The following is a 13,673-nucleotide window of genomic DNA, read 5'->3' on the forward strand; positions in this document are numbered from 1 at the left end:
TAGTTAGAAAATAAGTGTTTTTATATTGTCTCTTTTTTTATTACAGAATACTTACAAAATTGTTCGTTGATTCACACAGAATCACATTGCGTTTCTTTTCCTCGTCAGTAAAATAAGAACTATATTGGAGGTGATTCGCTTATGCGGCATTCAAAACATCACAAAGGATCAAACTCATGGCTACCTATGCTCGTTATTTTACTACTTTTCATAGTTGTAGGCTTGGAAATATATCTGCTATTTTTTCAGCATCAATCTCATTCTATTTCTAAAAGTAATACAAGCGAAACAACACTTCCGTCTACTCAAACTTCCACTTCTCTAACTACAGATGCCAGAAGAATAGAAGACTTTGATCAGACGGTCGAACCCACTTCTGAACTTGCTGACCGATTAAATCAACAATTGATCGATAAAAACTTTGTTGGTACGGCTCTTGTTGTTCATAAAGGTCAGATCATTTTGCAAAAAGGATTCGGCTCTGCAAATGTCTCTGAAAATACACCGAATACGTATCAGTCAACCTTCCAAATTGGTTCTATCCAAAAAGCAATGACTTCTGTGTTGATTTTACAACAAGTCCAATCTGGTCATTTAGCCTTAGAGCAAACCTTAGATGAGTTTTACCCTACTGTACCTGGAAGTCATAAAATAACGATTCGACAGCTACTGGCTATGCGTTCTGGTTTGTACCAAAATGAATATCCTACAGAGATGATGTCTGAAGATGATTTTCTCCGCTTCTCAATCACTCATGCTCGAATGGGTGATTACGACAAATATAAATATGACGGCGTCAATTACCGAATCTTGGCAGGGATTTTAGAGCGTGTGACCAATCAAACTTATCGTGAGCTATTTGAGCAGGCTTTTGTTCAAAAAATCCAATTGACTCACACTTCTTTTTACGATGATTTTCTAAATTCGTTCAATCGTACTTATGCGTATGAAAAAATCGACGGCAACGATTTGGGAAATGAAATCACGGATAATCACCTAACCTTTGATCAAGAAGTCGGTACAGGTAATGTAGCAATGACTGTTGGTGATCTTTATCGTTTTTATGCGAACCTATTCGAAGGTCATTTGATCGATCAACCACTCATCGCGAAGGTATGGACACCTGAAACTGAATCAAAATACATGGGCGGCCTATACAATTTTTCCACTTACATCAAAGGACATGGATCAGAGGCTGGCTTTGAATCTAATGCCCTATTCTCTAAAGATCAACAAGATGCGGTAATTCTTTTATCAAATCAACATCCAAAAGATAAAACAAATTCAGATTTGAGTAATGCCATATTTAATCTGCTTGGCCCCTATGAAGCCTGATCATTAATAAACTTTCGAACTAGAAAACAGTCATTGTTTTCTAGTTTTTTAGGTTCACCTAAAAATTACTTGCTTTCATTTTAGCTTTGTCTTATACTATTTTTAAGGCAAACCTAAAAAGGAGGTTTTTTTATGTCTATAACTAACAATAACATTACAGTTCAGCATTTGACTGTCAGCTATCAAGGGCAAAAAGCTTTGCTGGACATTTCATTACAACTTTCTGCCGGAAAAATTACCGGTATCATCGGTCCCAACGGAGCTGGTAAATCTACCTTTCTAAAAGGATTCCTAGGATTGATCAAAACAGATTCCCGAACCGTTTTAGCTGGCGAGATACCGATCGATACCCAGAAAAAACGAATCGCTTATGTTGAACAGCGCAGTGCCTTAGATCTATCCTTTCCGATCAATGTGTTGGAGGTCGTTCTCTTAGGCACTTATCCTAAACTAGGCTTGTTTCATCGACCTGGCAAACAAGAAAAGGAAAAGGCCTTTGCTGCTTTAAAAACGGTTCAGCTAGAAGCTTTCGCCAAACGGCAAATCGGTGAATTATCCGGTGGTCAGCTGCAGCGGGTGTTTATTGCCCGGGTATTAGCTCAAGATGCCGATATCATCGTTTTAGATGAGCCATTCGTCGGGATCGATATGACCAGTGAAAAGGTTATTATGGATATTCTAAAAGCATTAAAAGAAGTTGGTAAAACGATTGTTATTGTCCATCATGATTTGCATAAAGTGGCTCATTATTTTGATGAAGTAGTCATCTTGAAGAAAAAACTGATTGCTTATGGACCAGTAGCGACAACCTTTACCAATAAAAACATCCAGCTCGCTTACGGCGACTCGATGGGTGACATTATCATTAAAGGAGTGGCTGACGCATGATCACAAATTTTATTGACGGCTTGATCCGTTACCAGTTTTTACAAAATGCACTGATCACCTCGATCATTGTTGGACTTATTTCAGGTATTATCGGTTCATTTATCGTCTTAAGAGGGATGTCTTTGATGGGCGATGCTATTTCTCATGCCGTATTACCAGGCGTTGCAGCGTCTTATATGCTAGGGGCAAATTATATCTTTGGCGCATCGATCTTTGGTGTGCTGGCAGCGTTACTGATTGGATTTATCACACAGAAAAGTCAGCTGAAAAATGATACAGCAATTGGGGTCGTATTTAGCTCCTTTTTCGCACTTGGGATCATCATGATCTCATTTGCTAAAAGCTCTACTGACCTTTATCACATTCTTTTTGGAAATGTCTTAGCTGTTCGTGATTCAGATATCATGATCACTGCCATTGTAGGGATCATCGTATTGATTTTTGTTGGTGTCTTTTATAAAGAGCTGCAGATCACTTCTTTTGACCCAACTATGGCGCAAGCTTACGGATTGAATGTTCAGTTCTTCCATTATGCCTTGATGTTTCTATTAACTTTAGTAGCTGTTTCTTCCTTGCAAACCGTTGGAACGATTTTAGTGATCGCGATGTTGATCACACCGGCTGCTACTGCCTATCTTTTGACGAATCATTTACCTACGATGATCGGACTTGCTTCACTATTCGGTATTTTGAGCTCAATCATCGGCTTGTTCTTTAGTTATTCCTATAATTTAGCATCAGGGGCTACGATCGTTTTAACTGCTGCAGGATTCTTTATTTTAGCTTTTCTATTTTCACCAAGAAAAGGATTATTTTTTGCAAATAAACCAAAGGAGGAAGTTTCAATATGAAAAAAGTATTCATCGCTATTACTGCTTTTGTCAGTGTACTCGTACTTGCCGCATGTCAATCAACATCAGAAAATTCATCGGATAAAGGGAAGCTGGCTATTGTTGCAACAAACTCGATCCTTGCCGACATGGTAGAAAATGTGGGGAAAGACTTGGTCAATATCCACAGCATCGTCCCAGTAGGAACGGACCCACATGAATATGAGCCCTTACCAGAAGACGTCGCTAAAGCTTCAGAAGCGGATATTTTATTTTTCAATGGCTTAAACTTGGAGACTGGCGGAAATGGCTGGTTCAACAAATTGATGGAGACAGCTAATAAAAAAGAAAATGAAGATTATTTTTCGGTCAGCCAAAAGGTCAAGCCTATGTATCTAACTAGCGCAGGGAAAGAAAATGAACAGGACCCTCATGCTTGGCTAGATATTCAAAATGGTATTGCCTATGTCGAAACAATTCGTGATACTTTAGCTGATAAGGACCCGGAAAATAAAACAAGCTACGAAAAAAATGCGGAAGACTACATCAAAAAGCTAGAAGCATTAGATCAAGAAGCAAAAGAAAAATTCGCTGATATTCCTGAAAATCAAAAGTTGCTGGTAACTAGTGAAGGGGCTTTTAAATACTTTTCTAAAGCATACGGTTTAACTGCCGCCTACATTTGGGAAATCAACACTGAGAGTCAAGGAACACCAGATCAAATGAAGCAGATCATCGATCAAATCCAGCAAAGCAAGGTTCCTGTACTTTTCGTTGAAACTAGTGTTGACAAGCGCAGTATGGAACGTGTTTCAAAGGAAAGCGGACTACCGATCTACAGTACCATTTTCACAGATTCGCTTGCGAAAAAAGGAGAAGATGGCGATAGTTACTATACAATGATGAAATGGAATTTAGACAAGATCCATGAAGGCTTGACACAATAAAAACAGGACTAGTTGCACCCATTTTAATCTATAAAAAAAACGATATCAGTGGCTAAGTACGCACTGATATCGTTTCAATTAGTAGAAATTTAATTGATTGTACTTCAAGCAACTATTCAAAATAACGTAAATAATCAATTGACTCACTTTTTGTGTCTTTCTTGATTATTTTGAGGCTCCCGAGGACTTTGAACCTACCGATCTTCATCAAAATATCTAGCTCTCATTTAGATCCCCACTTTTTTTCTCTAAAAAAGTATACTTATCAATTTCAAAAAGTACGCCGAATGCACAAATTTTTCATATTACTTCTTCTTTTGTTCTTCTTGTTTTTTATGCTCTAAATATCCTGATCGAATCAAATAGATGGTCCATGCAGAAAGTGGGATACCGACGATTAAAGCAAAAATAAATAACTCGTAGTCTTTTTCAAAGATACTTGTGATTGCCATATTTAAGAAAATTAGTGACAATCCTATGTTAAAAATATAACCTAAGAGTATTCCTAGATGTTGTAGTAGAAATTTTGGAAAAATAAACATGTTGTGTCTCCTTTCAGTGTGTTGGTGAATTGATTGGTGAGTTTAGGCTTAAAACTGATCGTTTATTTCTTCCCAAATTTCACGAATAGATTTCCCATTTATTCGAGCATTATTCAACAAATCTTCTGAGTTTTTAAACTCTTGAGTTTCTCCACCAACCTCAGTTAAGTAATTCCCATCAGAATTTTGACTAATCCAAAACTCTTTATCCTTATAATAAAAATTATATTCTTCTCCATAACCTATGCTTTCTGCCATTTCTTTATAGTCCATAATTTGCAAGCCTCCATATTTCATACATATTTTTTTATTCTCTAGTAGGTTTTCCATTAGAATCATACTTCCACTTATGTTCATGAGGATACTCAGGATGCCTTTTGGGATTACCGTGATTTGTCATATCAACATCGCGCACAGCTTTTCCTGTTCCATCATAAAATCGTCTTGTAGTAAGTTCTCCTTTAGAATCTAAAATATCTACACTACTATTAGGTTTACCAAATGGCCCCGGGTTTTTATTGACCTTGGTGTGAGCTTTAGAGGGAGTTATGTCTAGTTCCTTACCCAAGTTATTTTTAATAACATTTTTAGCCCCACTGACTTTCTTGTAGCTTGTGTTTCCGGTATTTTTACTTTTATTTAATGTATAATTTTTTTCATTTTTACTACCTATTAATGCATCATTCGTTCCACTAGATTTCTTACCAGCTGTCTGCGCATTTCTCACCGCAGCCACTGTCAGACCAACACCCCATGCCGCATCCCAAAATCCAGATTCTTTTAGATCATTTACAGTACTTTGTATATGATTCAATCTTTGAAAACCAGGTATATTGACTGTATCGCCACTGAAATAATCTTTTCCGCTCTTTTGAAATTTGATCACTCGGCGGTCCATTTCTGTCGGACTTAATTCTACCACATCTAAGTTGTATTTTTTGATGAGCTTTCTTAGATTATCGGACAAATCCTGCTCGCTTACTGGATAACGGTGACCATTTTTTTCAAACATGTATATATCCACACCGCGGTCGGCATCGATAATGTGGATGATCGTGCAGCCATCGAGTATTTTTCTATCCTTGACTTCGATGGCTTTTTCACGCTTGGTCCAATTTTGATTGACATTATTGATCCAAGTTCGATCGGTTAAGGAAAAGCCTTTTTCATTCCAAGCACCTGGACCAACATGTCCTTTTTCACTGACACCCAACGCCTGCATGCCTTTAGCCACTAGCGATCCGGTATCCTTTATCCCAGTAAAATAACTAGTGGACTGTCCGCAAAAATCAAGGAACTTCTCTAATTTTTCTTGTATCTTTGCTTTTTTCGCTTGATTTCGTGTAATTCCCGCATCCATACTGGCGATTGCCGCTTCAAAGACTGCACCTAGCAGTTGCTCTTTTTCGTCTGATAGGCTTCTTTTCTGTTGGGCGTAGTTTTCTTTCGAACGCTGGAAATCTTGAATCAGCGCGTTGGCTTCATCGATTTGCGCTTGTAATTCTTCGGAATCTAAATCTTCACTACCGCATGTTGAAAGATAGCCTTGCACATACCGTTCATTCGCCTGCACAACTGCTTCACTGTGCATGATCGCCGCTTTGCAAAGCGCTGGATAGACAGTGGAAAGGTAGCCTTTGATCGACTCCATGCCTGCGCCACTTAGTCCGACTGCTAATTGTATGCCTTGCGTAGCAATTGAAACGGCATCGAGTGCTTGACTGTAGAATTGGCCGAAGGCTTTGATCTCTTCTGTCTGGGTTTGGACATCACCAATGATCATTTTGACCATCAACCTCATCCTCCTTTCTCAGCTGTTGCAGCTCTGCTTCGTAAAGAAGGTCGCTTTCATCTTCTAGGCGACGGTTTTCTTTGTGTAATGTTTCTTGTCCGTCCATCAGCTCATCAAAGAAGTGGCGTTCGGAAATGCGAGTTTCTTCTGTGAGTTCTTCAAAAAAGTGACCTTCTTCCTGCCGATGAAAGTAGGTGAGAACTTGGTCGTTATGGTGACGTTCTCTGGCAAATAAATGTTCTGTCTCGCTCATGCTTCGTTCCAACAACGTGTTGAGCGTACGATTTTCCTCTTGTTTTTCTTCATTTTCTCTGCGTTTTTCTTGTAACTCCTTTTGGGTCATTCCTTCTCTCCTTTGTTACGGAAGTCGTGTAAATAGTTGTTTCGCTTGTTGATCCGCTCGCTTAAATGCGGCGACAGCAGTTTGGATGGAAGCTACATCTCTGTTGAGTAGCTGCTGGATCGTTGCCGGGTTTTTCTTCAGCTGTTGAAAGGTACTTTCAGCCATGGCGTTGCCGGGAACCGTCGTCCCCAAAGAAAAAGTCACTGTTTTGGAAAGCGACAAGCAATCATTCGCTAGCCCGATTTGAGTAGCTTGTTTCTGGGCTTCTGCTTCATTTAGATCGATCATAAAATCCCCTCATTTCGCTATTTAATATTATCTTTTTAGAATAACATACTTCGCATTACGATATCTACAAAATGTATTATAATTCTATTTAAAAATAAACATTAATTATCTTCCTCATGAAGCAATTGGCAACGTAATTGATTTCATTATAGTTCAAGCAAGGAACCGTCGATTTTTGGAAAATTGGGTAATGAGCATTTGTTTCATTTGCGCGCATCGACTAGGGCAACTCGTCGGTGTCAGAGCAGCTTTCACTGCTGATAAATACACCAAAAAAGCTATTTGCTGTTCACTCTTTCGGCGCGACTGCTTCCTTGCTTGACCGATAGAACGAAAAAAACACGGTATCAGCTACCCGCTGATACCGTGCAAAAGTTCAATAAATAAGCATCGAACTGTTATTTAAAAACGCAATTGAGGTGTAAAAAAAGCTAGTAATTCACACGAAAATTGAGTAAAATAAATACAGTCAATGAAAATTGACTTGGGCAACTTGTACGATCAGCTCTATCTGATTGTATAAGGCTCTGTAGGTCGACGCCAATCTTCCTGCAGAGTGCCTTTTTATTTTGCCTAGCAATGCTAGAATTCATTCGTTCTATCTACCTTAATTCTACCCTTAATGACAAACCAAAGTCAATGCTTTTTCAACATAATTATCACTTAAAGTAGGTTTTATATTTCGACTATATATGAAGAAATGGCTGAAAATCGAAAAAAATTATTAAAGGTGTTTGTATCCTCTATCCTATCATTTCTTCAATATTGATGATCCGATCAGTGATATCTGCATAGAATTCTTCTTCATGAGAAACAATGATGATCGTTCCCGGATATTCCTGAATTGCTTCACGCAAGCTTTCCTTTGCAGCTGCATCGATATGGTTCGTTGGCTCATCGAGAAAAATCAGATTGCTAGTATCCATGGTCAGTTCACATAGTTTGACTTTTGTCTGCTCCCCTCCACTCAATAGGCGCAGCGGCTGATTGACTAGCTTATCCGGCAACCCGCATTTAGCTAAAAAAGTTCGAATTTCTTTAACTGTCTTCTTAGGAAAACGATCACTTAAATAAGCTAATGGAGTCAAGTAGTCATTTTCCCACGTCAAGTCTTGTGAAAAATAAGCGATTTTGGTATTTGCAGGATATTGAAATTCGCCACTGAGCGGTTTGATTTTTTCTGTCAGTGTTTTGATCAGCGTTGATTTTCCAATTCCGTTAAAGCCTTTGATCGCAACCTTTTCACCACTGTGAACAGATAAATCGATTGGAGCCAGTAATGGTTTTTCGTACCCGATCACTAATTGATCTGTGATCAACGCTAAACTAGCAACGATCGGCTGATAAGGAAAAGCGATTTGGGGCGTCATTAGGCTGCCTGGTGGTGTCAGTCTTTCCAGACGATCCAATTGCTTTTGGCGACTTTTAGCCATGGTTGCTCGATTTCCGGCTTTGTATTTCCGAATATACGCTTCTGTTTTTTCTATTTTTGCCTGTTGGGCGTGATATTGTTTCAAGTAGCTTTCTTTATTCAGCTCTTTTTGAGCAAAGGATTTTTCGACATTTCCGGTATATTTTGTCAGCTTGCCGAATTCAATATCACAAATACAATTTGTTACAGCATTCAAAAAATGATAATCATGGGAAACTAAAATAAACGTTCCTGTAAAATTGTTCAAATAGCTGATCAGCCACTGGATATGCGTATCATCTAGATAGTTCGTTGGTTCATCTAACAGTAACATATCTGGTTCTTCTAAAAGCAACTTCGCTAAAATTACCTTTGACCGTTGTCCACCACTCAACTCTTTCATTGGGCGATCCAAACCGATGGCTTCGATCCCTAATCCATTCGCCAAATCATTGATGATCGGATCGATTTGATAAAAATCACTTTCATCCAGCTGTGTTTGGAGCGTGCCTGCCCGCTCTAATAATTTATCTTCGCCAGTCTCACCGTATACTGAATACAGCTCATTGATTTTGGCTTCGATCGCATATAGAGGTTGGTACGCTTGATGTAAAAATTCACTGATCGTACTTTCTCCGATCACTTCCATATATTGGTCAAGATACCCTATTTTGAGGTTATTCTGCCAGATAATTGCTCCGTCATCTGCAAGAATTTCTCCTGTTAATATTTTTATCAGCGTTGATTTCCCTACACCATTTTGCCCAGTCAGTCCTAGATGGTCTCCCTTGTTCACACGCAAAGAGGCATCCTCATAAAGTATTTTTTCCCCGAAACGTTGGGTCAGATGTTCGATCGTTAATAAACTCATGTGTTTCATTCCTTTTCAACTTTTATTTTGTAAATCACGTGACGCATCCATTCGTTCAGTCTCTTCTATCGAACATAGGTGCTTCGCACGGTAAGATCTTAGGCAAACAAAAAACAAGCGATCAAAAATAAGTCTCCCTTATCTCATCCCTTGTTTACAATCAACAAAGGACAACGCACGAAACACGTTGTCCTCTGCTTCTATTAAAAGTCATGGTCATCGTTTCAAATACAACACGAAATAAGACTAAGGCTTAGTCTAAACTTGTTCGTATTCTAACGATGAAGATTTCTTCTATTAAGCTCCGCAACAATGCTTCATCACATTCATTTGTTGGGAGCTGCTTCTTTTGACAAATTTATCTGAAAGAACAAACATTCTTGATCACCTTTCTTTACAAACCATATTTTAGCATATTCATTTTAAAAAGCAAAATAATCATTCATCTATTCTTTTCAATGAAAAAAAAGCTTTAAGTCTTACCGAACAAGCGGCAGGAACAGAAGCCATCCTTTTGGTATTAAACGCTTCTGCCCAGCCTTTTTTCATTTTATTCAGCGCCGCCTAAGTATGATAAAGCATAGCTCACATGAAATTCAGTCGCTAATGCCAAGCCTGCTTCATCGATATCAAATTTTTCATGGTGGTGTCCATATTGAGTTTCTGGATTATCTAGATTACGTGTACCAACACGTCCATAAACACCAGGTGCTTTGAGTAAGAAGTCGGCAAAATCATCTGCGCCTAGACTCTTTGTATGATCTGTCACTACATTTTCGATTCCTACGATTTCAGCAGCGACCTTTTGAGCCAACTCCGTTGCTGTATCATCATTGATCAATGGGCCTGCCGCATCGTGAATTTGAAAAGATGAAATTTTTGTGCGATGTGCTTCTGCAATTTGGTTCGCGATTTCTTCCACACGTTTCAAGACAAATGCACGGGTTTCATGACTAAAGGCTCTCACGGTTCCTTCAATCGTTGCGTGATTTGCAACAATATTATATCTTGTACCGGCATCTAATACACCGATGCCCACAACGACTGGATCTAATGGGCTAACTTCTCTAGCTGCGATTTTTTGTAATTCTACAACGATACTTGCAGCAGATAAAACAGCATCACGACCGACATTTGGTTGCGCCACATGGCTGCTCAACCCTTCGACTTCGATTTTAAAGATATCACAGGAAGCATTTGTTGCCCCTTTCGTTGCGACTAATTTACCGACTGGAACACTCGAATCTAAATGGATACCGAAAACCTGATCGACATTCTCAACAAATCCTCCCTCCACAAACTGACAAGCACCTGCACCAATTTCTTCTGCCGGCTGAAACGCAAGCTTGATCGTTCCGGCAAAGTCCTCTTCACGATTCTTTAAAATTTTTGCGGCGCCTAACAATGCTGCTGCATGGCCGTCGTGCCCGCAGGCATGATTTAAGCCGGGATTTTTAGACTGGTACGGTTTTTCTGTGGCATCTTCCAATTCTAATGCATCGATATCTGCACGCAGGATGATCGTCTTCCCTTGCCCTTTTTTTCCTTCGATCGTTCCTAATGCGCCTGTCTCCCCCACTGCTTCAAAAGGAATTCCTAACTTGGTCAGTTCTTCTTTGATTCGTTTGATCGTTTCATATTCTTTTAAACTCGCTTCAGGATATTGATGAAAATGCCGTCTTAAAGCAATGACTTCCTCTGCGTTTTGCTTGATTTCTTCTTGGATCGTTTGTTTTGTTGTGACTGTCATAGTGAACTCCTCCTCTTATTTTCTTCCGAATGTTTCCCATGCTGGGATACTTGAGCCTTTTGATGTTTCTTCAATTACTTTTTTAGTTTCTTCTTGTTGGTAAGTGTCGACTACTTTATTGTATGTTTCGTTGTCTTCATCTTCTTTACGGGCAACGATGATATTTACGTATGGTTTTGACGTTTCATCTACTGGTTCTAAGAAAATGGCATCTTTCGTTGGTACAAAACCAGCATCGACAGCCATACCGCTGTTGATGACAGAGGCATCGATATCTTGAAGTGCTCTCGCTGTCTGAGAGGCATCTAGTTCAGTGATTTTTAGATTCAGTTTATTTTCTGTGACATCATTGACCGTGGGTGTTTGTTTTTTCACTGGATCTACTTTGATCAAGCCAGCACTTTGTAAAAGCAGTAAGGCACGTCCGCCATTCGTCGCATCATTTGGAATAGCGATTTCTGCGCCATCTTTCAATTCTTTCACATCTTTGATTTTTGATGAATAAATGCCAAGCGGTGCGCTGACCGTATTTCCGATCGATACTAAATCTGTTTTATGTTCTTCGTTATAGTTGTCTAAGAAAATTTGGTGCTGGAACGAATTCAAATCTATCTCTTTTTCGGCTAAGGCTGCATTAGGCTGTGTGTAATCAGAAAACTCGATCAATTGAAGATCGATTCCTTCTTTTTTTAATCGTTCCTTAACTGATTCTAAGACTTCATTGTTGGCACCTACCACGCCTAATTTTACGACTTCATTTTTTTCACTTTTTGCAGTACCCGAAGAACATCCTGCCAGGACAACCCCAAGTGTTAATGCTAAACCGATAATTTTTACGAATTTTTTCATGCTATTTCCTCTTTTCAAGTAGTTTTTTTATGTGATTTTATTTAGATGAATGATCAATGAGATGTTTTTCGAATCAACGTATTACTGATAAATTGACTGGCAAATACTAAGACCAAAATAATCAATGTCGCTACAAGTGTCACGTCTGTTTGGAAGCGATTGTATCCTCTAGTTATTGCTAAATTACCTAAACCTCCAGCTCCTATTGCGCCTGCCATCGCAGTTAAACCAATCAAATTGATAATTGTCACAGAAGAAACACGAATAATACTTGGCAAGCCTTCAATGAGATACACTCTAAAAATGATGCCCAAAGGACTCGTCCCCATCGATTCAGCCGCTTCAATTACCCCAGGATCGACTTCAAGCAAAGCATTTTCGATTTGTCTGGCAAAAAATGGAATCACTCCTATCACCAGCGGCACCAAGGCAGCCGTTGTCCCAATCGTTGTTCCTGTTAAAAAACGAGTGATCGGCTGAATCAGCGCCAGCATGATGATAAAAGGAATGGATCTACATACGTTAATGATTTTTTCTAAGATACTGTAAAGAATCGGACTTTTTAGGATACCTTTGGGACCAGTTGCAACTAAAATAACGCCGAGCAACGTTCCTAAAATCCCTGCTATAATTGCTGTCCAGAAAACCATATATAAAGTTTCAATGGTACTAGTGATAAATTCTTGTTTTAGGTCGATGACATTTGGAAAATACTGCTGTAAAAAATTCTGCATAACTTCTGCTCCTTCATTATTGTGATACCGCTGGTAATGGTATGACGTTATTTGGTGAACCTGCTTCTTTTAAAATTTTGATTTTTACTTCTTGTTCCCGTAAGAAGTTCAAAGCCTTTTCCCGTTGCGTTTCTTCTCCCGAAAGAATCACGATCAAATTGCCGATCGGCACATTTTGCAGGATCTCGACATTACCGTAAAGAATATTTGTGACCACATGATATTGACTGTAAAGCTGTGCGATCAGCGGCTCACTCGTTTGATCTCCTACATACGAGAATTCTACCAATACTTCATTTCCACCTAATTCCGTTAAGCTAGGATGCTGAACGATTGTTTCTAATGCTTGGTCGATATGAGTTGCTGTTCGAATGAAGTCCTTCGTCAAGGCTTCTTTTGGCTGACTGAATACTGAAACAATGTCGTTTTGTTCGATGACTCGTCCTGCCTCCATCACAGCAACTTTATTACAGATTTCTTTGACCACTTGCATTTCATGAGTGATCAAAACGATCGTCAACCCTAATTCTTTATTTAATTTTTTTAGTAAATCAAGAATTTGAATCGTTGTTTTAGGATCAAGTGCACTGGTTGCCTCGTCGCAGAGTAAAATCTCAGGATCATTGGCTAGCGCTCTGGCGATTGCAACCCGTTGCTTTTGTCCTCCAGATAACTGGCTGGGGTACGCTTCTTTTTTATCTGATAAACCAACTAGGTCAAGCAGCTTGTCGATTTTTTCTTTGCGTTGGATTTTAGTCAATCCAGAATATTTTAAAGAAAAATCAATATTGCCGAAAATCGTCCGCTCCTTCATCAAGTTAAAGTGCTGAAAGATCATGCCGATATTTTTACGCTGCGCTCGTAATTCTTTCGGTGAAAAGGTAAGAATATTTTTCCCGTTGATGATTACTTCTCCTGAGGTTGGCCGCTGCAATAGGTTGATTACCCGAACCAAGGTGCTTTTTCCTGCGCCTGAATATCCGACGATCCCAAAGACATCCTCTTTTTCGATTGTCAAAGTGACCTCCTTTACAGCTTCAACAGCTTTTTTCTTTTGATAAAATGTGACATCAATATTTTTTAATTCGATCAT

At 39.1% G+C, this 13,673-nt stretch carries 14 protein-coding genes; 4 read left to right on the forward strand and 10 right to left on the reverse strand.

The features are described 5' to 3' along the window. Positions 1 to 141: 141 nt before the first annotated feature. From CC204_RS06910 to CC204_RS06925, 4 genes are all read left to right on the forward strand, one after another. Positions 142 to 1,335, forward strand: a complete 1,194-nt coding sequence (locus CC204_RS06910; protein WP_088269509.1) for a serine hydrolase domain-containing protein — start codon at positions 142 to 144, stop codon at positions 1,333 to 1,335. A gap of 132 nt (positions 1,336 to 1,467) precedes the next feature. After that, a complete protein-coding gene (locus CC204_RS06915; RefSeq protein WP_088269510.1) occupies positions 1,468 to 2,223 on the forward strand; it encodes a metal ABC transporter ATP-binding protein in 756 nt (251 codons plus the stop codon). Further along, positions 2,220 to 3,074, forward strand: a complete 855-nt coding sequence (locus tag CC204_RS06920) for a metal ABC transporter permease (protein ID WP_088269511.1) — start codon at positions 2,220 to 2,222, stop codon at positions 3,072 to 3,074. The genes CC204_RS06915 and CC204_RS06920 overlap by 4 nt, the downstream gene beginning before the upstream one ends. Beyond that, positions 3,071 to 4,000, forward strand: a complete 930-nt coding sequence (locus tag CC204_RS06925; protein ID WP_088269512.1) for a metal ABC transporter substrate-binding protein — start codon at positions 3,071 to 3,073, stop codon at positions 3,998 to 4,000. The genes CC204_RS06920 and CC204_RS06925 overlap by 4 nt, the downstream gene beginning before the upstream one ends. A 305-nt stretch (positions 4,001 to 4,305) precedes the next feature. On the opposite strand, the gene CC204_RS06930 is transcribed toward CC204_RS06925, so the two are convergent. The 10 genes from CC204_RS06930 to CC204_RS06975 form a co-directional block, all read right to left on the reverse strand. Further along, complete coding sequence (locus CC204_RS06930; RefSeq protein ID WP_088269513.1) at positions 4,306 to 4,542, reverse strand: hypothetical protein; 237 nt, start codon at positions 4,540 to 4,542, stop codon at positions 4,306 to 4,308. A 48-nt stretch (positions 4,543 to 4,590) separates the two neighbouring features. Then, entirely contained in the window at positions 4,591 to 4,815 is a 225-nt protein-coding gene (locus CC204_RS06935; RefSeq protein WP_088269514.1) for a hypothetical protein, read from the reverse strand. Between the two features lie 34 nt (positions 4,816 to 4,849). Continuing rightward, positions 4,850 to 6,334 carry a hypothetical protein gene (locus tag CC204_RS06940; RefSeq protein ID WP_088269515.1) on the reverse strand — a complete coding sequence of 495 codons (1,485 nt, stop codon included), beginning with the start codon at positions 6,332 to 6,334 and terminating at the stop codon, positions 4,850 to 4,852. Continuing rightward, positions 6,312 to 6,677, reverse strand: a complete 366-nt coding sequence (locus CC204_RS06945; protein ID WP_088269516.1) for a DUF3958 family protein — start codon at positions 6,675 to 6,677, stop codon at positions 6,312 to 6,314. Before CC204_RS06945 ends, CC204_RS06940 begins: the two co-directional genes overlap by 23 nt. A gap of 15 nt (positions 6,678 to 6,692) precedes the next feature. Continuing rightward, on the reverse strand, positions 6,693 to 6,965 hold the full coding sequence (locus CC204_RS06950; RefSeq protein ID WP_088269517.1) for a TIGR04197 family type VII secretion effector: 273 nt from the start codon (positions 6,963 to 6,965) through the stop codon (positions 6,693 to 6,695). Positions 6,966 to 7,708: 743 nt separating this feature from the next. Then, positions 7,709 to 9,247 carry an ABC-F family ATP-binding cassette domain-containing protein gene (locus tag CC204_RS06955; protein ID WP_088269518.1) on the reverse strand — a complete coding sequence of 513 codons (1,539 nt, stop codon included), beginning with the start codon at positions 9,245 to 9,247 and terminating at the stop codon, positions 7,709 to 7,711. Positions 9,248 to 9,797: 550 nt separating this feature from the next. Further along, a complete protein-coding gene (locus tag CC204_RS06960) occupies positions 9,798 to 10,997 on the reverse strand; it encodes an amidohydrolase (protein WP_088269519.1) in 1,200 nt (399 codons plus the stop codon). 15 nt (positions 10,998 to 11,012) lie between these two features. Then, a complete protein-coding gene (locus tag CC204_RS06965; RefSeq protein WP_088269520.1) occupies positions 11,013 to 11,846 on the reverse strand; it encodes a MetQ/NlpA family ABC transporter substrate-binding protein in 834 nt (277 codons plus the stop codon). A gap of 53 nt (positions 11,847 to 11,899) precedes the next feature. Next, the gene (locus CC204_RS06970) at positions 11,900 to 12,580 is read right to left on the reverse strand and encodes a methionine ABC transporter permease (protein ID WP_088269521.1); all 681 of its coding nucleotides are present in this window, start codon (positions 12,578 to 12,580) and stop codon (positions 11,900 to 11,902) included. Positions 12,581 to 12,596: 16 nt separating this feature from the next. After that, positions 12,597 to 13,673, reverse strand: coding sequence for a methionine ABC transporter ATP-binding protein (locus tag CC204_RS06975; RefSeq protein ID WP_088269522.1), 1,077 nt, complete (start codon positions 13,671 to 13,673; stop codon positions 12,597 to 12,599).

Source organism: Enterococcus wangshanyuanii, from assembly GCF_002197645.1.
Lineage (GTDB): Bacteria > Bacillota > Bacilli > Lactobacillales > Enterococcaceae > Enterococcus_L > Enterococcus_L wangshanyuanii.

Excerpts from the sequence above, each read along its gene's own strand:
- CC204_RS06970 (WP_088269521.1), bottom strand. The coding sequence starts at position 12,580 with ATGCAGAATTTTTTACAGCAGTATTTTCCAAATGTCATCGACCTAAAA.
- CC204_RS06965 (WP_088269520.1), bottom strand. The coding sequence starts at position 11,846 with ATGAAAAAATTCGTAAAAATTATCGGTTTAGCATTAACACTTGGGGTT.
- CC204_RS06960 (WP_088269519.1), bottom strand. The coding sequence starts at position 10,997 with ATGACAGTCACAACAAAACAAACGATCCAAGAAGAAATCAAGCAAAAC.
- CC204_RS06920 (WP_088269511.1), top strand. The coding sequence starts at position 2,220 with ATGATCACAAATTTTATTGACGGCTTGATCCGTTACCAGTTTTTACAA.
- CC204_RS06975 (WP_088269522.1), bottom strand. The coding sequence starts at position 13,673 with ATGATCGAATTAAAAAATATTGATGTCACATTTTATCAAAAGAAAAAA.
- CC204_RS06910 (WP_088269509.1), top strand. The coding sequence starts at position 142 with ATGCGGCATTCAAAACATCACAAAGGATCAAACTCATGGCTACCTATG.
- CC204_RS06935 (WP_088269514.1), bottom strand. The coding sequence starts at position 4,815 with ATGGACTATAAAGAAATGGCAGAAAGCATAGGTTATGGAGAAGAATAT.
- CC204_RS06930 (WP_088269513.1), bottom strand. The coding sequence starts at position 4,542 with ATGTTTATTTTTCCAAAATTTCTACTACAACATCTAGGAATACTCTTA.
- CC204_RS06940 (WP_088269515.1), bottom strand. The coding sequence starts at position 6,334 with ATGGTCAAAATGATCATTGGTGATGTCCAAACCCAGACAGAAGAGATC.
- CC204_RS06950 (WP_088269517.1), bottom strand. The coding sequence starts at position 6,965 with ATGATCGATCTAAATGAAGCAGAAGCCCAGAAACAAGCTACTCAAATC.
- CC204_RS06945 (WP_088269516.1), bottom strand. The coding sequence starts at position 6,677 with ATGACCCAAAAGGAGTTACAAGAAAAACGCAGAGAAAATGAAGAAAAA.
- CC204_RS06915 (WP_088269510.1), top strand. The coding sequence starts at position 1,468 with ATGTCTATAACTAACAATAACATTACAGTTCAGCATTTGACTGTCAGC.
- CC204_RS06925 (WP_088269512.1), top strand. The coding sequence starts at position 3,071 with ATGAAAAAAGTATTCATCGCTATTACTGCTTTTGTCAGTGTACTCGTA.
- CC204_RS06955 (WP_088269518.1), bottom strand. The coding sequence starts at position 9,247 with ATGAGTTTATTAACGATCGAACATCTGACCCAACGTTTCGGGGAAAAA.